The sequence below is a fragment of the Yersinia nurmii genome, from assembly GCF_001112925.1.
GTDB lineage: Bacteria > Pseudomonadota > Gammaproteobacteria > Enterobacterales > Enterobacteriaceae > Yersinia > Yersinia nurmii.
Genome location: NZ_CPYD01000001.1, coordinates 237143 through 261210, shown reverse-complemented (window position 1 = coordinate 261210; position 24068 = coordinate 237143). Strand labels below are relative to the sequence as shown.

The window sequence follows — 24068 nt, the reverse complement described above, 5'->3', positions numbered from 1 at the left end:
AAGGTATAGATTTCATTAACGGAGCAGTTGTCCATGCAGCAGGATCGCAATTTCGATGATATTGCCGAAAAGTTCTCGCGTAATATCTACGGCACGACGAAGGGAATGATTCGTCAGGCTGTGGTTTGGCAAGATATCACCGAGCTGTTGACACAGTTGCCGCAGCGACCGCTAAGGATTCTTGACGCGGGCGGTGGTGAAGGACATATGGCTTGTCAGTTGGCTGCCCTTGGACATCAGGTCATGTTGTGCGACCTTTCCGGCGAGATGATTCAGCGCGCACAGGCGGCTGCGCAGGAAAAAGGTGTGAGCCACAACATGCAATTTATACAAAGTGCGGCTCAGGATATTACCCAACATTTGGAACAGCCGGTTGATCTGGTATTGTTTCACGCGGTGTTGGAGTGGATTGCGGAACCCGAAGAGGTTTTACAGGTACTTTGTGATGCATTAACCCCCGGCGGCGCCCTGTCCCTGATGTTTTTCAATTCAAATGGACTGGTGATGCGCAACGCCGTGTTGGGTAACTTCCAACTCGCTACGCCTGATGTGAAAAGACGCCGCCGACGTTCTCTGTCGCCGCAGTATCCTTTGGACCCGCCTAAGGTTTATGGCTGGCTTGAGCAAATGGGGATGACCATTAGCGGCAAGACGGGGGTGCGGGTGTTTCACGATTACTTAAAGAACAAACAGCAGCAGGTGGAAGAATTTGCTGAGCTACTGGCGCTGGAACAGCGCTATTGTCGGCAGGAACCCTTTATTAGTTTGGGGCGCTACGTGCATGTCATGGCGTTTAAGCCGAACCTGAAGGACCAACTATGAGTGAATTTTCCCAGACAGTACCCGAACTGGTCGCCTGGGCGCGAAAAAATGATTTCTCGATTTCGCTGCCAACGGAGCGTTTGGCATTTATTCTGGCCATTGCCACCCTAAACGGTGAGCGGCTGGACGGTGAAATGAGCGAAGGCGAGCTGATCGATGCGTTTCGTCACGTCAGTAAAGGCTTTGAACAAACCCACGAAACCGTTGCCGTACGGGCCAATAACGCCATTAATGATATGGTTCGGCAGCGTCTTCTTAACCGATTCACCAGCGAACTGGCGGATGGCAATGCCATTTACCGACTAACGCCGTTGGGCATCGGCATTACCGATTATTATATTCGTCAGCGTGAATTCTCTACGCTGCGCCTTTCCATGCAGTTATCTATTGTGGCGCAAGAATTACAGCGCGCGGCGGAAGCGGCAGAAGAGGGCGGCGACGAATTCCACTGGCATCGTAACGTCTTTGCCCCGCTGAAATATTCCGTCGCAGAAATCTTCGATAGCATTGATATGACCCAGCGCCTGATGGATGAGCAGCAAAACAGCGTGAAAGAAGATATCGCCGCTTTGTTGAATCAGGACTGGCGCGCGGCGATTGCTAGCTGTGAGCTGTTGCTGTCTGAAACCTCCGGTACCCTGCGTGAGCTGCAAGACACGTTGGAAGCCGCTGGGGATAAATTACAGGCCAATTTACTGCGTATTCAGGAAGCCACTATTGGTAATGCAGGTTTGGATCTGGTTGATAAGCTGGTGTTTGATTTGCAGAGCAAATTGGACCGCATTATTAGCTGGGGACAGCAGGCCATCGATCTGTGGATCGGTTACGATCGCCACGTGCATAAATTTATTCGTACCGCTATCGATATGGATAAAAACCGAGTCTTTGCTCAGCGCTTACGTCAGTCGGTACAGAATTACTTTGATAACCCGTGGACACTGACCTACGCCAACGCTGACCGCATGCTGGATATGCGTGATGAAGAATTGGCGCTGCGTAGTGAGGAAGTGACCGGAGAACTGCCGCCGGATCTCGAATTTGAAGAGTTCAACGAAATCCGCGAACAAATTGCCGCCATGATTGAGCAGGCGCTGCTGGTATATCAACAACAGCAGATACCGCTTAATTTGGGGGAAGTGATGCGCGATTATCTTGCGCAATATCCGCGTGCTCGTCATTTTGACGTGGCTCGTATCCTGGTCGACCAGGCAGTTCGCCTCGGTGTGGCCGAAGCCGATTTTTCAGGGTTACCGGCGGAATGGCTGGCGATTAATGATTACGGAGCCAAGGTGCAGGCACATGTCATCGACAAATATTGAATTAGTAATGCCAGTTAAGCTGGCGCAGGCATTGAGCAATTCACTGTTTCCTGCATTGGACAGTCAGCTGCGAGCTGGCCGTCATATCGGCATAGATGAATTGGACAACCACGCCTTCCTGATGGATTTTCAGGAGCAGTTGGAAGAGTTTTATACCCGTTATAACGTTGAGCTGATTCGTGCGCCGGAAGGTTTCTTCTATTTGCGTCCGCGTTCTACCACGCTGATCCCACGTTCGGTATTGTCCGAACTGGATATGATGGTGGGTAAAATTCTGTGCTATCTCTATCTCAGCCCGGAACGTCTGGCTCACGAGGGGATTTTCAGTCAGCAGGAAATGTATGAAGAGTTGCTGAGTCTGGCGGATGAGAGCAAGTTGTTGAAGTTTGTTAACCAGCGCTCTACCGGCTCCGATCTGGATAAGCAAAAGTTGCAGGAGAAAGTCCGTACTTCTCTCAACCGTTTACGTCGTTTAGGTATGCTCTACTTTATGGGCAACGACAGCAGCAAATTCCGTATTACTGAAGCGGTATTCCGTTTTGGTGCCGATGTGCGCAGCGGCGATGACCCGCGGGAAGCGCAGTTACGTATGATTCGTGATGGCGAAGCGATGGCTGTGGAAAACAGCCTGTCGTTGCAAGACGATAACGACGAGAACGAATCAACCCAGGCGAATGCCGCGGAAAGTGCAGAGGATGAACAGGAATGATTGAACGCGGTAAATTTCGCTCACTGACGCTGGTAAACTGGAACGGTTTCTTTGCCCGAACCTTCGATCTGGATGAGTTGGTTACTACGCTGTCCGGCGGTAACGGAGCCGGTAAATCCACCACCATGGCGGCTTTCGTTACGGCATTGATTCCCGATCTGACTTTGCTGCATTTCCGTAACACCACCGAAGCCGGTGCCACTAGCGGTTCTCGCGATAAAGGTTTACACGGGAAACTGCGCGCCGGGGTGTGTTATTCCACGCTGGATGTGATCAATTCCCGTCACCAGCGCGTGGTGGTCGGGGTGCGCTTGCAGCAGGTAGCCGGTCGGGATCGTAAAGTTGATATCAAACCTTTCACCATTCAGGGCTTGCCAACGGCGATTCAGCCGACGCAGATCCTCACCGAAGTGGTCGGTGAGCGTCAGGCGCGAGTGCTTTCCCTGCAAGAGCTGAAAGAGCGTGTGGAAGAAATGGAAGGGGTGCAGTTTAAGCAATTTAACTCCATCACCGATTATCACTCCCTGATGTTTGATTTGGGTGTGATTCCAAAACGTCTGCGTTCTTCTGCAGACCGCAGCAAGTTTTACCGACTGATTGAAGCTTCGCTGTACGGCGGGATTTCCAGCGCCATTACCCGCTCGCTGCGCGACTATCTGTTACCGGAAAACAGCGGCGTACGCAAAGCCTTCCAGGACATGGAAGCCGCGCTGCGGGAAAACCGCATGACGCTGGAAGCGATTCGTGTGACTCAATCGGATCGTGATCTGTTCAAGCATCTGATTTCCGAAGCCACTTCCTACGTGGCGGCGGATTATATGCGTCACGCCAATGAGCGCCGAATTCATCTGGACGGCGCTTTAGTACTGCGCCGCGATTTGCTCAGCAGCCGCAAGCAGTTGGTGACTGAGCAATATCGTCACGTAGAAATGTCCCGCGAGCTGGCGGAACAAAGCGCCGCCGAATCCGATTTGGAAACCGATTATCAGGCTGCCAGTGACCACCTTAATTTGGTGCAAACGGCGATGCGTCAGCAGGAAAAAATCGAGCGTTATCAGAGCGATTTGGAAGAGCTGACTTACCGCTTGGAAGAACAGAACGAAGTGGTGGCCGAAGCCAGCGAACAGCAGGCAGAAAACGAAGCCCGTGCGGAAGCGGCCGAGCAAGAAGTGGATGAGCTGAAAAGCCAACTGGCGGATTATCAGCAGGCGCTGGATGTGCAACAAACTCGCGCTATTCAGTATCAGCAAGCTTTACAGGCTTTGGAGCGTGCGCGTGCGCTGTGCCAGATCCCCGATTTGACTGCGGACAACGCCGAAGATTGGCTGGACACTTTCCATGCTAAAGAGCAGGAAGCCACGGAATCGCTGCTGTTACTGGAACAAAAGCTCAGCGTGGCAGATGCGGCGCACAGTCAGTTTGAACAGGCTTATCAGCTGGTGGTCAATATTGCCGGTCAGGTGAGCCGCAGCGAAGCCTGGCAGACTGCGCGAGAATTATTGCGCGATTGGCCGTCGCAACAGCATCTGGCGGAGCGAGTGAAACCGCTACGTATGCGTTTGTCTGAGCTGGAGCAGCGTCTGCGTTCTCAGCAGGATGCCGAGCGTCTGCTGCAGGAATTCTGTAAGCGTCAGGGCCAAGTTTATCAGCCTGAAGCGCTGGAAGAATTACAGCGTGAGCTGGAACAAAAAGTTGAGGAATTGTCTCTCAGCGTGTCCGATGCCGGTGAACGCCGCATGGAAATGCGCCAGGAGCTGGAACAGATTAAGCAGAAAATTCAGACGCTAACCAGCCGTGCGCCAATCTGGCTAGCGGCGCAGGACGCACTGAATCAGCTGGGTGAGCAAAGTGGGGTATCGCTGGAAGACAGCCGTCAGGTGACGGAATACATGCAGCAACTGCTTGAGCGCGAACGTGAAACTACCGTTGAGCGTGATGAAGTTGCGGCACGTAAACGTCAGATTGAAGCGCAAATTGAGCGGCTGAGCCAGCCAAGTGGTGCGGAAGATCCGCGCATGGTGGCGTTAGCCGAGCGTTTCGGAGGCGTATTGCTGTCTGAAATCTATGACGATGTCACTATCGACGATGCACCGTACTTCTCTGCGTTGTATGGACCCTCTCGCCACGGTATCGTGGTGCCGGATCTGTCGCTGGTTCGCGATCAGTTATTGGGGCTGGAAGATTGTCCGGAAGACTTGTATCTGATCGAAGGGGATCCACAGTCCTTTGATGACAGCGTATTCGCCGTCGAAGAACATGAAAAAGCGGTAGTGGTGAAAATTGCCGATCGTCAATGGCGTTATTCCCGCTATCCGGAAGTGCCGCTGTTTGGTCGTGCGGCGCGGGAAAATCGTCTGGAAACCCTGCATGCCGAGCGCGACAGTCTGGCGGAACGTTATGCCACGCTTTCCTTCGACGTACAGAAAACCCAACGCGCCCATCAGGCATTCAGCCGCTTTATCGGTTCTCATCTGGCAGTGGCTTTCGATGCGGATCCGGAAGCTGAAATTCGCCTGCTGAATACCCGTCGCGGTGAAATTGAGCGCGCCCTGAGTGCTCACGAAGATCAAAATCAGCAGCAGCGTCAGCAGTTCGAACAGGCCAAAGAAGGCATTGCGGCGTTGAACCGATTGATTCCACTGGTATCTTTGCTGCTTGACGACACCTTGCAGGATCGGGTGGAAGAAATCAGTGAAGAGTTGGCCGAGGCGCAGGAAGCGGCGCGTCATATTCAGCAGCACGGTAATGCTCTGGTCAAGCTGGAGCCTTTGCTGGCGGTGCTGCAAAGCGATCCGCAGCAGCATGAACAACTGAAAGAAAGCTATATTCAGGCGCAAAACAGTCAGCGTCAGGCCAAGCAGCAGGCCTTTGCCTTAACGGAAGTGGTTCAGCGCCGGGCTCACTTCAGCTATACCGATTCTGCCGGTATGCTGAATGAAAACTCCGATCTGAACGACAAACTGCGCCAACGTCTGGAGCACGCGGAAGCCGACCGTACTCGCGCTCGCGAGCAATTACGTCAATATCAGACCCAGTTCACTCAGTACAGTCAGGTACTGGCGTCGCTGAAAAGTTCTTATGACGCTAAACGGGATATGCTCAAAGAGCTGACCCAGGAATTGCAGGATATTGGCGTTCAGGCCGATGCGAATGCAGAGGCGCGTGCGCGAGCTCGTCGCGATGAATTGCATGCGGCGCTCAGTACCAACCGTTCTCGTCGTAATCAGTTGGAAAAACAGTTGACCTTCTGTGAAGCGGAAATGGATAGCCTGCAAAAGAAACTACGCAAACTGGAGCGGGATTATCATCAGATTCGCGAGCAGGTGGTGAATGCGAAAGCCGGTTGGTGCGCGGTGATGCGTATGGTGAAAGATAACGGCGTCGAACGTCGCTTACATCGTCGTGAACTGGCGTATATGGACGGCGAAGAGCTGCGTTCGATGTCGGATAAAGCCTTAGGCGCCCTGCGTCTGGCAGTCTCTGATAACGAACATCTGCGCGATGTACTGCGTCTGTCGGAAGATCCGAAGCGTCCGGAACGCAAAATCCAGTTCTATATCGCGGTTTACCAACATCTGCGCGAGCGTATTCGTCAGGATATTATTCGCACTGATGATCCGGTTGAAGCCATTGAACAAATGGAAATTGAGCTGGGTCGCCTGACCGAAGAGCTGACCGCCCGTGAACAAAAACTGGCAATTAGCTCCAAAAGTGTAGCGAATATCATCCGTAAAACTATTCAACGCGAGCAGAACCGTATTCGTATGCTGAACCAAGGCTTGCAGGCGGTTTCCTTCGGACAGGTGAAAAGTGTGCGGTTGAACGTGAATGTGCGTGAAGCCCATGCCACTTTACTGGATGTGCTGTCAGAGCAGCAGGAACAGCATCAGGATCTGTTTAACAGCAACCGTCTGACCTTCTCGGAGGCGCTGGCCAAACTCTATCAACGCCTGAACCCGCAAATGGATATGGGGCAGCGTTTGCCGCAAACCATCGGTGAGGAGTTATTGGATTACCGTAACTACCTCGAGCTGGAAGTTGAAGTTTTCCGTGGCGCAGACGGTTGGTTACGTGCGGAGAGCGGGGCTTTGTCCACTGGTGAAGCTATCGGTACCGGTATGTCGATTCTGGTGATGGTGGTGCAGAGTTGGGAAGAGGAATCTCGTCGCCTGCGCGGGAAAGATATTTCTCCTTGCCGCTTGCTGTTCCTTGATGAAGCCGCGCGACTGGATGCGAAATCTATTGCGACACTGTTCGAGCTGTGTGAGCGATTGGAAATGCAATTAATTATCGCTGCGCCGGAAAATATCAGCCCGGAAAAAGGCACCACCTATAAACTGGTGCGTAAAGTATTCCAGAATCATGAGCATGTTCATGTGGTTGGATTACGCGGTTTCGCCAATGATTTACCGGCTATCGCGACAATACAGACGGAAATACCGCAATAACTTCGGAATTAACTGACGTGTAAATAAATGAAAATGGTCGCTAACAGGCGGCCATTTTTTATAGCTTAAATAAAATGAGCTTTCATTTTCTCGATGTGAGAAATCTGTTAGCGTAAAGAATCGATTTACTTTGTCGTATAAATAAGTCAAATATCATTTCTGTTTGTATAATAAAACTAATAGGTAGTGGTCACGGCAAACTATGACGTACTTAGATGAGCATACCGGGGGCATAGAATGTCGCTAGAAAAGAGAAATTCACTACGGCCATTAGCCCTATATTGCGCACTTATCTGTAGCCTGACACCTATGTTCAGCGCTTCAGCCACTGCTCCGACTTTGCCCATCGACTCTGGGGCCTTGCCCGTGGAGACAGGAACCATGTCGGTGGCGCAGAGTCGCTCTAAACTGCTAGCCGTGCTGCCCAAAAATATCACGCCTTATTACGCTTCTAATCTGGCGGCGCTGTATGCGTCTAACCAGATGCAGCCGATGTGGCAGGATCGTCTGGCGGTACAGAGATTTCAGCAGCAATTAGCTGAACTGGCGATGTCCGGCATTCAGCCGCAGTTTATGCAATGGGTAAAATGGTTGAGCGACCCGGAAGTCAAAGGAATGGCGCGAGATGTGGTTCTGTCAGACGCGATGTTGGGCTACTTGCACTTTGTGTCAGGCGTTGGTGCCAATGGCAGCGTGTGGCTGTACAGCAACGTCCCTTACAAAATGGCTATGCCACCAGCCGCGATACTGAACCGTTGGCAGCAAGCTATACGCGAAGGCAATACTGCCGCCTATCTTTCGACTCTGGCACCACAGCATCCACAGTATGAAAAGATGCATCAGGCGCTGAAAACTATGCTGGCCGATAATCGTCCTTGGCCGCAGTTTACCGGTGCGGCGACTTTACGCCCTGGTCAGCTAAGCGATGATATTCCTGCGCTACGCGAAATACTGGCTCGCAGTGGCATGCTAAACGCCGCGCCAGCCGCTCCGGTTAAGTCGCCGGAGGTGATTCCGATGGATAATCCTGCAGCCGTTGCGGTTAACGACGATTTATCCGTCGATGAAGAAAAAACTCGTGCGCAGGCTCATTCGCTGGTAGTGAGCCCGGCAGCGGCGCCGATCTCTGAAATTGTCACTTCTCCACAGACTCCGGTAGCAGAACATCCCGGCAGTACGCTGAGCGTGACCGATAATCAATACACCGAAGATCTGGTAGCGGCGGTGAAACGCTTCCAGCAGTGGCAAGGGCTGACTGATGACGGTGTGATTGGTCCGAGAACCCGCGAATGGCTGAACGTGTCTCCGCAAATGCGTGCCAGCCTGCTGGCGTTGAATATTCAGCGACTGCGTATTCTGCCGGGGCAGGTCGACACTGGCATTATGGTGAATATCCCGAACTATTCGCTGAGTTACTACCAGAATGGTACCGAGGTACTGTCGTCACGCGTGATTGTCGGCCGACCAAGCCGCAAAACGCCTCTGATGAGTAGTGCATTAAATAACGTGGTGGTTAATCCGCCGTGGAACGTACCAACCTCGCTAGTGCGTCAGGATATCGTGCCGAAAGCGCGCAATGATTCCAGCTATTTCCAACGTCACGGTTATACGGTGTTATCTGGCTGGAGCAATGATGCGGAAGTTATCGATCCTTCAATGATTGACTGGAGCGCGATCTCGCCGAATAACTTCCCGTACCGCCTGCGTCAGGCGCCAGGTGCGTCTAACTCGCTGGGGCGTTATAAATTCAATATGCCAAGTTCTGATGCCATTTATCTGCATGACACCCCGAATCACGGCCTGTTCCAGAAAGATATTCGGGCATTAAGTTCCGGCTGTGTGCGCGTGAACAAGGCCTCCGATCTGGCCAATATGCTGTTGCAGGATGCGGGTTGGAACAATGCGCGAGTATCATCCACGTTAAAACAAGGGGATACCACTTACGTGAATATTCGTCAGCGTATTCCGGTGCAACTGTATTATCTGACGGCGTGGGTGGCGGATGATGGTAAACCTCAGTTCCGCACAGATATTTACAATTATGATAAAACGGTGAGATCTGGCGCACAAATCACGCCACAAGCAGAGCTTTTAATGCAATAAATGCAGTAAAACTCAATAACTAATGGTCTGAATACCTGGTTGTCTGACGGGCGCTCATTTTTGCGAGCGCCTTGGAACCTTTGCCTCACGCGGGTTGACTGGTTTTCCGTGGGCGGTTATGGTTCGGGACGGTGCGTTTTGCGCTTACTTTTGACATTATTGCCGGGTAGAAACAGAGATCATGGATAAAATCGACAATTATCGCCGCAAGTGGCTAACTTTAGGCGGGACAGCGCTGGGTCTGTCGCTGTTACCAGGGCACGCATTCGCGACCCTTTCTACTCCCCGCCCACGGATCTTGACCTTAAATAACCTGAATACAGGTGAGTCTATCAAAGCCGAGTTTTTTGACGGCAAAGGTTACAATAAAGAAGAATTGAGTCGCTTAAATCATATTTTCCGCGATTATCGTGCCAACAAAGTTAAACCCATAGACCCACGTCTGTTTGATCAACTCTACCGCTTACAAGGTCTGCTTGGTACCACCAAGCCGGTACAGCTTATTTCTGGTTACCGTTCACTGAATACCAATAATGAAATGCGTGAACATAGCCGTGGCGTTGCCAAACATAGCTTCCACACTTTGGGTAAAGCGATGGATTTCCATATCGAAGGCATTCAGCTAAGTAATATCCGGAAAGCGGCATTAAAAATGCGCGCAGGTGGTGTAGGATATTACCCACGTAGTAACTTTGTGCATATTGATACCGGGCCAGCGCGGACCTGGTGATCAGCAATATTCAGCCAGTGGGGTAGCTTTATCGGTTACGTCACTGGAGTTGGAGCCTTATGAAATATCATATTATTCCGGTAACGGCGTTCAGCCAAAACTGTACTTTGATTTGGTGTGATGCAACATTGCAGGCTGCTTTAGTCGATCCCGGCGGCGACGCCGAAAAAATCATTGCTGAAGTGAGTCGTTTGGGCGTCACGGTAACGCAGATCCTGTTAACTCACGGTCATTTAGATCACGTTGGCGCGGCGGCAGAATTGGCCGAATTCTATCAGGTGCCTATCATCGGGCCGGAAAAAGAAGATCGTTTCTGGCTGGAAGGCTTGCCAGCACAGAGCCGTATGTTCGGTCTGGGTGAGTGTCAGGCATTTGAGCCAACGCGTTGGTTGGAAGAAGGGGACGAGATAAACGTGGGCGAAATGCGGTTATCCGTTCTTCATTGTCCGGGGCATACGCCGGGGCACGTTGTTTTTATCAACCAGCAGGCGAGGCTAGCCTTAACCGGTGATGTGATTTTCAAAGGCGGTGTTGGTCGAAGTGATTTCCCACGCGGCGATCATCAGCAATTGATCGATTCCATCAAACAGAAGCTACTACCTTTGGGTGATGATATGGCGTTTATTCCCGGCCACGGCCCGATGTCCACCCTTGGCCATGAACGGCAGAGCAATCCTTTTATTATCGACGAACCAGCCATTTGGTAAGCGGTTTTATCCTGAATGTAGATGTTCTAAAGGCGCCGATTGGCGCCTTTTTAAATGCATTTTGATCGAATAGGGAAAACCCGAGTATTTTCCTCAAGAAACAATAAATAAATTTGTGTAATATTCGCAGCAAACAATACTAACAGTAGTATGGTCTCGAATGATGTTGGGCTAACCTCGAAGATTAATTTATTAGCCAGCTTTATCGTAGAGGAAATAAATAACAATCATTTTGTCTTATAGCAGCTTTATAGTCGTTTCATGGAATTTACTATGCCATTTCGTCGTTCCAGTTTAAGAAAGTTGTTGCCCCGATTGGGATTATCCTTTGTGGTATTGCTGCTGTTTATCCTATTTGGTGCTGGCGTTATTTATGTGCAGACCGTTAATAATATGCATTCAGATGCCGAAACTAAGTTAAAGCATGCTCGGCAAATGATTGATCGTATTCTTGATAATGCTCATCTTGCCGCGACTCGGGTACAGGGCAGTCTGGGGCAACCTTGCTTACAGGTAGTTCAAAATTTACGCGATCAGGTGGCTACAATTCCCGATGTACGCTCGGTAAATTTAACCCGGCGGGGCAATCAGATTTATTGTACTTCCCTCTATGGCCCTTATGACGATCACGTCAATTTAGCGGCTTACGTCGATGGCCAGCTATACCTTATGTCGGGAAATAAAGTCACGCCTTCACGACCGGTGATGATATATCGACAGGTAGCTGGGGAGTACAGCACCTTGGTTGGCATTGATGGTTATTACTTACATAATATTCTTAACCTGCTGAGCGGGGATATACAGCTCAGATTGGTTATCGGCGATCGTTGGATGGATGCCGTGGGAAATACCCATGCGGGTAACCCATCGCATATAAACATGCCATTGACTCTCGCTTCGGAAAAATATGCTTATTCCATCACGACCAGCCTGACACATGGTCAGTATCTGGCCTATGCTTGGCAATATGCTAGCGGCAGCTTAATATTTTTCCCTCTGCTAGGTTTTATTTCCGCGTTTCTGGTATTCCGTTTGTGCGGAAAATCCTCTTCGCCGATGCAGGTACTCAATATCGCGTTGGAAAATGGGGAGTTCGTGCCTTATCTGCAACCGGTAGTGACCGGGAAAGGGGAGCACTGTATCGGTTGCGAGGTGTTAATGCGTTGGCATAACCCGAATCATGGCATGATTCAGCCGGACCGTTTTATTCCTCTGGCAGAAGATTGCGGATTAATCGTGCCGATGACGCGCTCTATTATGCAGCAAGTCAGCAGCATGTTTGCTCCTTATGCCAGCCAGCTACCGGATGATTTCCATTTTGGTTTCAATATCAGTGCCGACCATTGCCGTGATTTAAGTCTGGTGGATGACTGCCGCGCATTCATTGCCGCTTTTGCAGAAAAGCCTATTAATATCACGTTGGAGCTGACCGAGCGGAAATTAATTGTTGCCGACGAAATTACCGATTGTTTGTTCGCGGAACTACATACTTTGGGCGTATTTATTGCCATAGATGATTTTGGTACCGGTCACTCTAGTCTGGTGTATTTGCAAAAATTCAAAGTAGACTTCCTGAAAATTGACCAGAGCTTCGTTGGAATGATCGGTTCTGATGCATTATCCAGCATCATCGTGGAGAATGTTATCGATCTGGCAACAAAAATGGGGTTGATGACGATAGCAGAAGGGGTGGAAAACGAAACGCAGGCGCGTTATTTGCAAGCGTGTAATGTCGACTATCTACAGGGTTATCTATTTGGCCGGCCAATGCCAATGGCCGAATTTATTGAAAAAAATATCAATCAGGCGACCTTTGAAGAGGCCGCGTCGGAGCTAAAACCGAAAAAGGGTGCCTAAGGCACCCTTTAACCGCAATCCGCTGAAAATAGAATCAGAGTACCGCGACGATGGCTTCACACAGTGGAGCCATGTTGTCTGGTGTCATACCTGCCACGTTAACGCGACCTGAATTCACCGCATACACGCCAAACTCATTACGCAGACGCAGAACCTGTTCTTTGGTCAAACCGCTGAACGAGAACATGCCGTTCTGGTTAATGATGAAGCTAAAGTCTTGTTTCGCCCCTTTCTCTTGCAGGGTATTAACAAACAGTTGGCGCATCCGATGGATACGTTGACGCATATCGGTCAGCTCTTGTTCCCAAATAGCACGCAGCGCGTCATTACTCAGAATAGTAGCAACGACAGAGGCGCCGTGAGCCGGTGGGTTAGAGTAGTTAGCGCGGATAACTGCTTTGACCTGGCTGAATGATTTCTCCGCGATATCGCTGTCTGCCGCAACGATAGTGCAGGCGCCGACGCGTTCGTTGTACAGGCCAAAGTTTTTAGAGTAAGAGCTGCAAACGATCAGTTCTTTATGGCTAGCGGCGAAAATACGCAGACCCTGAGCATCTTCTTCCAGACCACGGGCAAAGCCCTGATAGGCGAAGTCGAACAGCGGCAGCCAGCCTTTAGCCACGGACAGTTCGGCAAGTTTAGCCCACTGTTCGTCGGTTGGATCGATACCGGTCGGGTTATGGCAGCAGCCGTGGAACAGCACTACGTCACCGGCTTGAGCTTCTGACAGGCTTTTCAGCAGGCCATCAAAGTCCAGCGCGTGGTTGGCCGCGTCATAATAATTGTATTCAACCACTTCCAGACCGGCAGCGGAGAATACATTCTTATGGTTTGGCCAGCTTGGATTACTGACCCAAACGCGTTTAGCTGAAGTTTGATGAGCAATAAAATCGGCCGCGATACGCAATGCGCCAGTGCCGCCCGGAGTCTGCGCGGTGCGCGCACGTTTTTCCGTTACGATTGGGCTTTGTTTACCGAACAGCAATTCCTGAGTGCAGCTGGCGAAGACCGGCAGGCCGTCTATACCCAGATAGTTTTTGGTTGTTTCGTTTTCCAGCAAATACTGTTCAGCTTTTTTCACGCTGGTCAGCACCGGCGTTTTACCGGTTTCATCTTTATAAACACCGATACCCAGATTGATTTTATTTGGGCGGTCATCGGCGCGGAAAATGTCGGTCAGACCCAAAATAGGATCGGCAGGTGCAGCAGTGATTTTTTCAAACATGTCAGATGCTTCCATGGCTTAGAGTTAAGCGGACAGAGCCATCAGGGTAGCGCCAGTTCAGGGCTTTGCCAACCGTTTGCGAGAAAAAGAGATCAATCTTGTGAGGCGGGGTGATTACGGGTGAAAAATCGTCAGAATTACTCAGGAAGTAGCAGATTATGCACAATGTGAGTCAGGGTTTAAAAGTAAAAATACAGAAAGCAAAAGGCAGAGCCGAAGCCCTGCCTTTTTTACTTACGCCAAATGAGCTGGCATTAAGTCAGACAACTTAGAACTGGTAAACCATGCCAACACCGACTACGTCATCAGTATTGATGCCGTTAGCAACGGTGAAGTCATTTTTGTCCAGCAGGTTGATTTTGTAATCAACGTAGGTAGACATGTTTTTGTTGAAGTAGTAGTAAGAACCAACAGAAACATATTTCAACAGATCTTGGTCGCCGATTGCTGCGCCAGTAACGCTGTTCAGATCCTTACCTTTAGACTGGACGTAGCCCAGGGAAGGACGCAGACCGAAATCGAACTGGTATTGCGCAGTGATTTCGATGTTCTGAGTTTTGTTAGCAATAGTGTTGGTTTCATTACCGTAAGGAGTGGTGTTCAGCGCTTCAGCATACATGACAGCCAAGTATACGTTGTTAGCATCGTATTTAGCACCAACGTTCCATGCCTGAGCTTTGTCGCCTTGAGCAGTGGTGAAGCGTTTCTGAGTATCAGTACGGTTAGAAGAAGAGTAACCCGCACCGAAGCTTACGCCGTAACCGATATCATAGATAGAGGAGATACCGAAGCCGTCACCGTTTTCAGTTTTAACTTCGTCACGGCCTTCTTCGTTTTTGCCTTGGTATTGCAGAGCGAAGCTCAGACCATCAACCAGACCGAAGAAGTTGTTGTTACGGTAAGTAGCCAGACCGGTAGAACGGCCAGTCATGTAGTTGTCAGAGTTAGACACAGAGTCGCCGCCGAATACTGGCAGCATATCGGTCCATGCGTTCACGTCATAGATTACGCCGTAGTTACGGCCGTAGTCGAATGAACCGTAGTCAGCAAATTTCAGACCAGCAAAGCCCAGACGGGTTTTGTTGCCCTTGTCGCCCTGAGATTCAGCGTGGTTAGCCTGAACGTTGTATTCCCACTGGCCGTAACCGGTCAGTTGGTCAGTAATTTGGGTTTCGCCTTTGAAGCCGAAGCGAACGTAAGTTTCGTCGCCGTCTTGGCCTGCATTATCGGAGAACTGATGGCGGGCATCAACTTTACCGTACAGGTCCAGTTTGTTGCCGTCTTTGTTGTAGATTTCTGCCGCGTTTGCTGCACCAGCAGCCAACAGAGCAGGGATTACTACTGCAAGAATATTGCGCTTCATCATTATTATTACCCTCATTGGTGTTATTCGGACACCTGCCACTGCCGCCAATAATTTTTTTGGAACTATTGTTGAGAGTTTGGTGTCGTCTGTGTCTGAGACGCAGTGTTCCATTCGCAGACCGGTTAATCCACACCGAAAATGCTACTAATTGACAGAAACTGTTTCATTGAAAGACAAACTGTTACTAAATGTAAAATAAAGGGAACTTTGTGACTAATGTCAAACTTTAAAAAATGACAAAAGCCAGCATAAGCTGGCTTTTTTTTATACAACTAACAGAAACCAATTGAAAATGATTAATTTAGAAGCTGGCGTTTCTTGGGGTACGTGGGAATGGGATCACGTCACGGACGTTTTGTACGCCGGTCACATATGCGATCAAACGCTCAAATCCAAGACCAAAACCTGAATGTGGCACAGTGCCGTAGCGACGCAGATCACGATACCACCAGTAATCTTCTTTATTCAGGCCCATTTCTTCCAAACGTTGGTCCAGAACATCCAGACGTTCTTCACGCTGTGAACCACCGATGATTTCCCCAATGCCTGGGGCCAATACATCCATCGCCGCTACAGTTTTACCATCTTCGTTCATACGCATATAGAAAGCTTTGATGTCTTTCGGGTAGTTTTTAACCACTACCGGCGCTTTGAAGTGTTTCTCTGCCAGATAGCGTTCGTGCTCGGAAGACAGATCGATACCCCACGACACTTCGTTTTCGAAGGTCTGGCCAGATGCGAGCAGGATTTCAATTGCGTCTGTGTAATCTACCTGTGCAAAGTCGGAGCTTACGAAACGTTGCAGACGATCGATCGCATCTTTATCTACACGTTGAGCGAAGAAGGCCAAATCGTCAGCGCGCTCGTCCAGAACGGCTTGGAAGACATACTTCAGCATTTTTTCAGCCAGAGCGGCAACATCGTCTAAAGAGGCGAAAGCGACTTCCGGCTCAATCATCCAGAATTCAGCCAAGTGGCGGCTGGTGTTGGAGTTTTCTGCGCGGAAAGTCGGGCCGAAGGTGTAAACCTTAGATAACGCACAGGCGTAAGTTTCGCCGTTCAATTGACCCGATACGGTCAGGAAGGCTTCTTTACCGAAGAAATCTTCGCTGAAATCGATCTTGCCTTCGTCAGTCCGCGGCAAGTTTTCCAGATCCAAAGTCGATACGCGGAACATTTCGCCTGCGCCTTCGGTATCGGATGCGGTAATCAGCGGAGTAGAAACCCAGAAATAACCGTTTTCGTGGAAGAAACGGTGAATTGCCTGCGCCAAAGTGTGACGAACGCGGGCAACGGCTCCAATCAGGTTGGTACGTGGGCGTAAGTGAGCGACTTCGCGCAGGTATTCGATGCTGTGGCGCTTGGCCGCCATCGGATAGGTATCCGGATCGTCCACCCAGCCGACAACTTTCACGTTGGTCGCTTGAATTTCGAAACTCTGACCTTCCCCTGGAGAGGCAACGACGGTGCCGGTCACTTCAACCGAGCAACCGGTCGTCAGATGGAGTACTTCGTCCTGATAATTCGGCAGAGTATTATTAACGACGGCCTGTAACGGATCAAAGCAGGAACCGTCATAAACGGCGACGAAGGAGATGCCAGCTTTAGAATCTCTCCGGGTACGCACCCAACCGCGTACGGTGACTTCACTGTCAACCGCAGCACGGCCTTGCAGTACGTCGACTACAGGCACTACGCTCATAGATTTCTCTCTTTATAAGTTTTGGTTCAGAAATAGATTAAAACCCAAAATATGGGGATGTTGCTATGTTACTTGCGGCAGTGCAGGACACAAGAGGAAATCATCGGATTAGTGCAAGATTTCTACGGATAACATAAATAAATCGGCGGATGGCGAAGATCGCGGCACGGTATCTGGTGCTATATAAAGGAGGAACAGTGAAATAAGCCGGATGAGGAAGACTCACCCGGCACCTTGCGGTTCAGCTAGCCTTTTGTACTAAAGGCAAATCAAAGGCTTCACGCAGTTCATCAACGAAGGCGGGATCCTGACAAATGGTTTTTCCAGGGCTGTCTGATAATTTGGCCACGGGCTTTCCATTACATTCCACCAGTTTAATCACGATATTCAGCGGTTTGACGCCCGGAATATCACAGGTCAGGCGGGTGCCAATACCAAAGACCAGATTGATACGCTGATAGAAATGGCGATATAAATCCAGCGCCTTCTCCAGATCAAGGTTATCGGAAAACACGAGCGTTTTGCTCATTGGGTCAATTCCCAGCTTGATAAAGTGGGCAATGGCTTTTTCGCCCCATTCTACCGGATCGCCAGAGTCATGGCGTAGACCCTGATAGCGAGTGGCAAAAGGCAGATCGAAATCGCGCAGGAAAGCGTCCATGGCAATGCAATCGGTTAGCGCTATTCCCAGTTGATCTGGATATTCATCCAACCAAGCTTGTAAGGCAACGCGTTGACTGCTTGCCAGTTCAGGGCTGATTTGCTGATGAGCCTGGAACCATTCGTGTGCCTGGGTGCCCACCGGCGTCAGAGACAATCGGCGTGCCAGATCGTAATTGCTGGTGCCGACTAAATAAGGAAACTCTGCTTGTAAGGTGCTGACAACGGCCTGCTGTACTTCACGGGAGAAACGGCGACGGGTGCCGAAATCCATCAATTTGAAACGAGATATATCCACATCGCTGCTTAATTGATTGAATTGTACTAGCTTGGCGCGGAGTTTCTCGATAGCCATCTGCGGGACGATCTGCGGCGAGCGGTGGCGATGCACCACCTCACTAATAACCGCCAGCAATGGCACTTCCCACATAATAACTTCACACCACAGACCGGAAATACGAATATCCAGTTTCCCTTCGCGGGCGGATACGCTGACCTGCTGCGGATTGAACCGAAAATCCCGTAACCAATTCAGATAATCGGATTTGAAGAAGGGGAGGCCGGACAGATAGGCGAATTCGTCCTGGGTTAACGCCAGTTCACTCATAAGAGCGATCTGACGACGAATTTCATCCACATAGTCGCCCAGCAATTCGTCACCGCGGCAGCGGAATTCCGCAGCAACGGTAATATGGCGATAACGATGAAACACTGCTTGTTGCATATGAAGCTTGTAAGCATCCGTATCAAGCAATGAAGTCAAAATCGGAGAGGCGTCTTGAGTCATGGCGCGTTACAGCATCCTCGTAGGAGCATTTTCCAGATTCGGCATAATCAATAAAGTTGCAGGAGTATACCGGTATTATCCTGTTATTGAACCCTCATAACACCATAAATGGCGTAACAAGATCTAGAGTTAAACGTGCCATCAACTTTACTCGTCGGCCTTTTAGTCTATAGAAAATAAAATAAGCTAAATATTTTCGTAACTTAGATGCAGGGGCTATTTATTGCTCGCCCGAAATGTAGGGGTATTATTTGTCATTTTTTGTTCTTAAGAGAAACAAAATACCTGGTCGATTTATCGTCAGAAACTGCGCTATTCAGATAAATTTTATTGCAGTTATTTTTATAAGGAATTAATTGTGTGGGAAAACAACAATAAAAAAGGCGTGGTTGTTCTGTCATTAGGCTAAATAAAACCGTCTGCGGTATAAAAACTGACCCGATCTTTGCCATTGCCTTTGCAATAATACAGAGCTTCATCCGCTTGCTTAATAGCCCTTTTCATTTCTGAATAGCTCTCTAGCATGGCGATACCACAGCTGATACGGAACATAACCGTGGTGCTGTCTTCTAATTTTAGCATCAGTTGGTTCACTTTTAACCGTAGGTTATTCATGATTCGAATCGCGTCCTCCGGCGTACCGTTATTTAATACAATGGCAAACTCTTCTCCGCCGTAGCGTGAAAAGATATCGGTAGAGCGGAAATAGGATATCAGGAGCTTACTGAATTCAATCAGCACCTTATCACCTACACCATGGCCGTAGGTGTCATTAAGTGACTTGAAATTATCGATATCGACCAAAGCAAAAGCCATCGGATAGCTAGTGGTAGGCATGGCTTCACACAGATTAAACAGTTTCCGACGATTATAAATATTGGTCAGCGGATCAATAAAGGACGCTTTTTCCAGCTCACCAATCAGATTTTTTTTCAGATTCAAGAAGGACTTTATCTAACTGATAACGGCGCAGATCTTTAATGGCGTCGGTAATAGCAACTAAATCCTGACTCAGATAAACCACTTGATTCTCAATATTCATATTTCCCTGGGAAAGCTTTTTGATATTCTTCGTGGTTTCAGATAACCATTTATTGATATTAACGCAAAATATCAGGCGTGGGACAATAATCAATAGGGCTAATAACATTCCGATGGCAAGAGTGCTATCTACTCTTATGTTACTTTGTAAGATATTGCTTTGGAGTGATTTTATTTCTGTTTCAAATATCTGGCTATTAAAACTCTGGGCAATTGAGCTAATATAATTTACATACTCATAAATATCTCTGACATCATACTTTTCGTTTTTGGTCATAGAGAGATATAAAGCATTGGCGATTTTTTCGCTGTTTTGCAGCGATATTTTTCCTTGTAAATCGTTGACTACGTGACTCATTTCATTGAATTTGTATGTTTTATCGATAAAACCGAAGCGGGGTTGTAGCGAGTGCAGCACGCCGGTAAGTTGGATAGCTTTAAGATATGGCTCTGGTCGCTGAACTTTGGCTAAATTGATGTCTACGATCTGATCGACTAAATCGGTGAGGGTCATAACCAAACGACTATTTATTCTGATGGCTTCGAGGAAGACATATGACGCTGCTTTTATCAGGCGGTTATCGATAATATATAGCGAGTATTTTTGTTGACCTCTGAAATGTAAAATGCATTATTCATGTCATAGAGGTAACTGTCGTTCAACGGTATTTTCGAGCCTTCACGTAAGTCATTGGCTATTAATTTATCCATCAGTTGAATCGAGGAAATAACCAAGTATTGATAAGTGGCGCCCAGTTTTTCAACCATGGTTGAATTGGCATTTTTTTAAACGTCACTATTTTCTTGGTGGCAGTTATTACTGCCTGATTGATTTCCTGCTGGTTTACATCGGTTCTGATTAAACTGATTTTTTTAAGCGATGCATGTGCAATACGGCCTGAAATGCCTCGGTAAATTCATGCAATCGCTCAATTTTATACAGATTTAATTTATTGTTTTCTGCGATGGTGCTATTGCGAGATATGTTGGTGTAAACGAATACAGAGAAAAATACCATTAATGAAAGTGTGAAAAAATAAATAAGATATTTTACTCTCATAGCCGTATTGTTCCCGATCAGCCTTCATTGTGCATTACACCACTTACCCCGTCATATCCATTCGAATCATCTTGTTGGTGATGAGCTATTACGTGAATGATACCACTCTGAGATTAAACTTAACGAGAGATAATTCTGATGCTGTCAGTCGTATTTTTACACTTTATTTCTATCTTAGTTCATTTTGTCCGTTTACCTTGCAACTGCACATATTCCGCAACAAAAAACTCCGATGGCAACGGATTTTCATGCTAAGGAATGGCCAGACAATAAAATAAACAGAGTATTTTTTCAATTAACTGACGGCTCTCACCTTTACCAACTGGGTTCATCGTAGCTATCTCGGCGATACCTGTTGCTCATGTCAATCCTTCGGGTTCTCAACTGGGTTTTTTTTACAGCTGTGATACATTTAAATTCACTCTGAGTCTGGATGGAAAGTTTCTGTGGTACAGAGATTCCGCCATCTGAGTACAAAAACACCAGACCGGGTAATCATATTCACTGATGACGTCAAAAGGGTTTTTATGACACAACAGCCGCAAGCCAAATACCGTCACGATTATCGTGCGCCGGATTACACCATTACCGATATTGATTTAAATTTCGAGTTGGACGCGCAGAAAACGACGGTAACGGCAGTCAGTAAAGTAAAACGTCAGGGAACCGCAGGTGCCCCATTGATCCTGAATGGCGAAGACCTGACGTTATTAAGCGTCAGTGTTGATGGTCAGCCGTGGTCTCACTACCGTCTACAGGACAAAACTCTGGTTATCGAAGAATTACCGGAGCAGTTTACTTTAACTATCGTTAACGACATTCACCCGGCAACCAATACGGCTCTTGAAGGGCTTTATCTCTCCGGCGAAGCGCTGTGCACTCAATGTGAAGCCGAAGGTTTCCGCCATATTACTTATTATCTGGATCGTCCAGATGTGTTAGCGCGCTTTACCACGACTATTGTGGCAGATAAAGTTCGCTATCCTTATCTGTTATCCAATGGCAATCGTCTGGAACAGGGCGAATTAGCTGATGGTCGTCATTGGGTTAAATGGGAAGATCCGTTCCCGAAACCAAGCTATTTGTTTGCTCTGGTGGCGGGTGATTTTGATGTATTAAGAGACACCTTTATTACCCGTTCAGGTCGGGAGGTGGCGTTAGAATTGTTCGTCGACCGCGGCAACTTGGATCGCGCCGATTGGGCTATGATTTCCCTGAAAAACTCCATGAAATGGGACGAAACTCGTTTCGGTCTTGAATACGATCTTGATATTTATATGATCGTTGCCGTTGATTTCTTCAATATGGGCGCGATGGAGAATAAAGGGCTAAATGTCTTCAACTCCAAATACGTTCTGGCTAAAGCAGAAACGGCTACGGATAAAGATTATCTTAATATCGAAGCGGTTATTGGCCACGAATATTTCCATAACTGGACCGGCAACCGTGTGACTTGTCGCGACTGGTTCCAACTTAGCTTGAAAGAAGGGTTGACGGTATTCCGCGATCAGGAATTCAGCTCCGATTTGGGTTCTCGTCCGGTAAACCGTATTGATAATGTTCGTGTGATGCGAGCCGCGCAGTTTGCGGAAGACGCCAGCCCAATGGCTCATGCTATTCGTCCGGATAAAGTTATTGAGATGAATAACTTCTATACCCTGACGGTGTATGAGAAAGGATCGGAAGTGATCCGCATGATGCATACATTATTAGGTGAAGCTCAGTTCCAGGCCGGAATGCAGTTGTATTTCGAGCGCCATGATGGCAGCGCTGCCACCTGTGATGATTTTGTGCAGGCGATGGAAGATGCGTCCAATGTCGATCTTTCGCTATTCCGTCGCTGGTATAGCCAATCCGGTACGCCGTTAGTAACGGTACGCGATGACTATGATGCGGAAAAACAGCAATATCACCTGCATATTAGTCAGAAAACCTTGCCGACTGCCGATCAGGCCGAGAAGTTACCTCTACATATTCCGTTCGATATTGAGCTTTACGATAGTAAAGGCGAAGTCATTCCACTTCAGAGAAACGGTTTGCCGGTTCATCATGTGCTGAATGTGACCAAATCCGAAGAAACCTTTACCTTTGATCAAGTACCTTGCAAGCCAACGCCTTCGCTGCTGCGTGAATTCTCTGCGCCAGTGAAACTAGATTATCCGTATAGCGATCAACAGTTAACTTTCCTGATGCAGCATGCGCGCAATGAGTTTTCTCGTTGGGATGCGGCGCAGACCCTGCTGGCGACCTATTTCAAGCTGAATGTAGCGAAATATCAGCAGAAACAACCGCTTTCCTTGCCTTTACACGTCGCAGACGCCTTCCGCGCGGTATTGTTGGATGACCAGCTTGATCCGGCGTTGGCTGCGCAAATTCTGACTTTGCCTTCAGAGAACGAAATTGCCGAGTTGTTTACTATTATTGACCCAGAAGCGATCGGGGCGGTTCACGAAGCGATTACTCGTTGTCTGGCGCAAGAGTTAGCCGACGAACTCTTGGCGGTATATCTGGCTAATCAGACGCCGGAATATCGGGTTGAGCATGCAGATATTGCTAAACGTGCGTTGAAAAATACCTGTCTGGCTTATTTAGCGTTTGCTGACGCCGAGTTTGCTAACAAGCTGGTTTCTTCCCAATATCATCAGGCTGATAATATGACTGATTCGCTGGCGGCGCTGTCTGCGGCGGTAGCGGCGCAGTTGCCGTGCCGTGATGAGCTGTTGGAAGCCTTCGATGTACGTTGGAATCACGATGGTTTGGTGATGGATAAATGGTTTGCCTTGCAGGCATCGAACCCGGCCGATGACGTACTGGAACGGGTTCGTGCTTTGCTGAAACATCCATCCTTTAGCCTGAGCAACCCGAACCGCACCCGTGCGCTAATCGGGGCGTTTGCTTCAGCTAATCCGGCGGCGTTCCATGCTAAAGACGGCAGCGGTTATCAGTTCTTAGTTGAGATTTTAAGTGATCTGAACACGCGTAACCCTCAAGTCGCCTCACGTTTAATTGAGCCATTAATTCGATTAAAACGTTATGACGCCGAACGTCAGGCCAAGATGCGTCAGGCGCTGGAACAGCTCAAAGGACTGGAAAATCTGTCTGGTGATTTATTCGAAAAAATCACCAAGGCGCTGGCAGCGTAATGCAATAGTCAGCGATTGACGGGAGTTATACTCCCGTCAAAACTAGGATCTTTATTTCTTGAGCCTGATGATGAATTTTGCAGATCCTATAGCGGTACTACTTGCTTATTTAATGCATCGTTTTTATTTTCAGAAATAAGTTGATCTCGTTTTTCTTATCTGCGCCAAATTTTATCTAAAGATAGAATCTATTACTAATCATTTGAGAAACCAGAATGTGTTTAAGCTTATATTATTCTGAGGTGTAATAGTGTCCAGATTTTTTAATAATTGAATTAAAATAACAGACATAATGGAATTAAATATGTCTCATGATATTTTTTGACGACAAATGGAATTATGCAGGGGCTAATATCTTTAGGTTGTTGGACAAAGACCTCATAGAAAAT

Annotated in this window: 15 protein-coding genes; 9 read left to right on the top strand and 6 right to left on the bottom strand. The window is 48.4% G+C overall.

Annotated features, from left to right (window positions below):
• Positions 1–33 precede the first annotated feature (33 nt).
• The 8 genes from cmoM (at position 34) to AD970_RS01095 (ending at position 12695) form a co-directional block, all read left to right on the top strand.
• A complete protein-coding gene (gene cmoM, locus AD970_RS01130; protein WP_049596499.1) occupies positions 34–822 on the top strand; it encodes a tRNA uridine 5-oxyacetic acid(34) methyltransferase CmoM in 789 nt (262 codons plus the stop codon).
• Positions 819–2141: a chromosome partition protein MukF gene (gene mukF, locus AD970_RS01125; protein WP_049596498.1), complete on the top strand. Its 1323-nt coding sequence runs from the start codon at positions 819–821 to the stop codon at positions 2139–2141. The genes cmoM and mukF overlap by 4 nt, the downstream gene beginning before the upstream one ends.
• Positions 2122–2850 carry a chromosome partition protein MukE gene (gene mukE / locus AD970_RS01120; protein ID WP_049596497.1) on the top strand — a complete coding sequence of 243 codons (729 nt, stop codon included), beginning with the start codon at positions 2122–2124 and terminating at the stop codon, positions 2848–2850. The genes mukF and mukE overlap by 20 nt, the downstream gene beginning before the upstream one ends.
• A complete protein-coding gene (mukB, locus tag AD970_RS01115; RefSeq protein WP_049596496.1) occupies positions 2847–7298 on the top strand; it encodes a chromosome partition protein MukB in 4452 nt (1483 codons plus the stop codon). Before mukE ends, mukB begins: the two co-directional genes overlap by 4 nt.
• A gap of 237 nt (positions 7299–7535) precedes the next feature.
• Entirely contained in the window at positions 7536–9401 is a 1866-nt protein-coding gene (ldtD, locus tag AD970_RS01110) for a L,D-transpeptidase (protein WP_049596495.1), read from the top strand.
• Positions 9402–9582: 181 nt separating this feature from the next.
• Positions 9583–10131, top strand: coding sequence for a YcbK family protein (locus AD970_RS01105; RefSeq protein WP_049596494.1), 549 nt, complete (start codon positions 9583–9585; stop codon positions 10129–10131).
• 59 nt (positions 10132–10190) lie between these two features.
• Positions 10191–10838, top strand: coding sequence for an MBL fold metallo-hydrolase (locus tag AD970_RS01100; protein ID WP_049596493.1), 648 nt, complete (start codon positions 10191–10193; stop codon positions 10836–10838).
• A 273-nt stretch (positions 10839–11111) separates the two neighbouring features.
• Positions 11112–12695 carry an EAL domain-containing protein gene (locus tag AD970_RS01095; protein WP_084728098.1) on the top strand — a complete coding sequence of 528 codons (1584 nt, stop codon included), beginning with the start codon at positions 11112–11114 and terminating at the stop codon, positions 12693–12695.
• Between the two features lie 34 nt (positions 12696–12729).
• Here AD970_RS01095 and AD970_RS01090 read toward each other — a convergent pair whose 3' ends face one another.
• The 6 genes from AD970_RS01090 to AD970_RS18615 form a co-directional block, all read right to left on the bottom strand.
• Entirely contained in the window at positions 12730–13920 is a 1191-nt protein-coding gene (locus AD970_RS01090) for an amino acid aminotransferase (RefSeq protein ID WP_049596492.1), read from the bottom strand.
• Positions 13921–14188: 268 nt separating this feature from the next.
• A complete protein-coding gene (gene ompF, locus AD970_RS01085; protein ID WP_162199312.1) occupies positions 14189–15283 on the bottom strand; it encodes a porin OmpF in 1095 nt (364 codons plus the stop codon).
• Positions 15284–15587: 304 nt separating this feature from the next.
• Entirely contained in the window at positions 15588–16988 is a 1401-nt protein-coding gene (gene asnS, locus AD970_RS01080; protein WP_049596490.1) for an asparagine--tRNA ligase, read from the bottom strand.
• Between the two features lie 241 nt (positions 16989–17229).
• The gene (gene pncB, locus AD970_RS01075; protein ID WP_049596489.1) at positions 17230–18435 is read right to left on the bottom strand and encodes a nicotinate phosphoribosyltransferase; all 1206 of its coding nucleotides are present in this window, start codon (positions 18433–18435) and stop codon (positions 17230–17232) included.
• A gap of 405 nt (positions 18436–18840) precedes the next feature.
• Positions 18841–19377: a GGDEF domain-containing protein gene (locus AD970_RS18620; protein ID WP_072080574.1), complete on the bottom strand. Its 537-nt coding sequence runs from the start codon at positions 19375–19377 to the stop codon at positions 18841–18843.
• A complete protein-coding gene (locus AD970_RS18615; protein ID WP_072080573.1) occupies positions 19349–19990 on the bottom strand; it encodes a hypothetical protein in 642 nt (213 codons plus the stop codon). Before AD970_RS18615 ends, AD970_RS18620 begins: the two co-directional genes overlap by 29 nt.
• Positions 19991–21063: 1073 nt before the next feature.
• On the opposite strand from AD970_RS18615, the gene pepN reads away from it, so the two are divergent.
• Complete coding sequence (gene pepN, locus AD970_RS01065; protein WP_049596488.1) at positions 21064–23679, top strand: aminopeptidase N; 2616 nt, start codon at positions 21064–21066, stop codon at positions 23677–23679.
• Positions 23680–24068: the final 389 nt, after the last annotated feature.

Bases quoted from the DNA above. Each gene is read 5' to 3' on its own strand.
- cmoM (WP_049596499.1), top strand. From the start codon at position 34: ATGCAGCAGGATCGCAATTTCGATGATATTGCCGAAAAGTTCTCGCGT.
- mukF (WP_049596498.1), top strand. From the start codon at position 819: ATGAGTGAATTTTCCCAGACAGTACCCGAACTGGTCGCCTGGGCGCGA.
- mukE (WP_049596497.1), top strand. From the start codon at position 2,122: ATGTCATCGACAAATATTGAATTAGTAATGCCAGTTAAGCTGGCGCAG.
- mukB (WP_049596496.1), top strand. From the start codon at position 2,847: ATGATTGAACGCGGTAAATTTCGCTCACTGACGCTGGTAAACTGGAAC.
- ldtD (WP_049596495.1), top strand. From the start codon at position 7,536: ATGTCGCTAGAAAAGAGAAATTCACTACGGCCATTAGCCCTATATTGC.
- AD970_RS01105 (WP_049596494.1), top strand. From the start codon at position 9,583: ATGGATAAAATCGACAATTATCGCCGCAAGTGGCTAACTTTAGGCGGG.
- AD970_RS01100 (WP_049596493.1), top strand. From the start codon at position 10,191: ATGAAATATCATATTATTCCGGTAACGGCGTTCAGCCAAAACTGTACT.
- AD970_RS01095 (WP_084728098.1), top strand. From the start codon at position 11,112: ATGCCATTTCGTCGTTCCAGTTTAAGAAAGTTGTTGCCCCGATTGGGA.
- AD970_RS01090 (WP_049596492.1), bottom strand. From the start codon at position 13,920: ATGTTTGAAAAAATCACTGCTGCACCTGCCGATCCTATTTTGGGTCTG.
- ompF (WP_162199312.1), bottom strand. From the start codon at position 15,283: ATGAAGCGCAATATTCTTGCAGTAGTAATCCCTGCTCTGTTGGCTGCT.
- asnS (WP_049596490.1), bottom strand. From the start codon at position 16,988: ATGAGCGTAGTGCCTGTAGTCGACGTACTGCAAGGCCGTGCTGCGGTT.
- pncB (WP_049596489.1), bottom strand. From the start codon at position 18,435: ATGACTCAAGACGCCTCTCCGATTTTGACTTCATTGCTTGATACGGAT.
- AD970_RS18615 (WP_072080573.1), bottom strand. From the start codon at position 19,990: ATGACCCTCACCGATTTAGTCGATCAGATCGTAGACATCAATTTAGCC.
- pepN (WP_049596488.1), top strand. From the start codon at position 21,064: ATGACACAACAGCCGCAAGCCAAATACCGTCACGATTATCGTGCGCCG.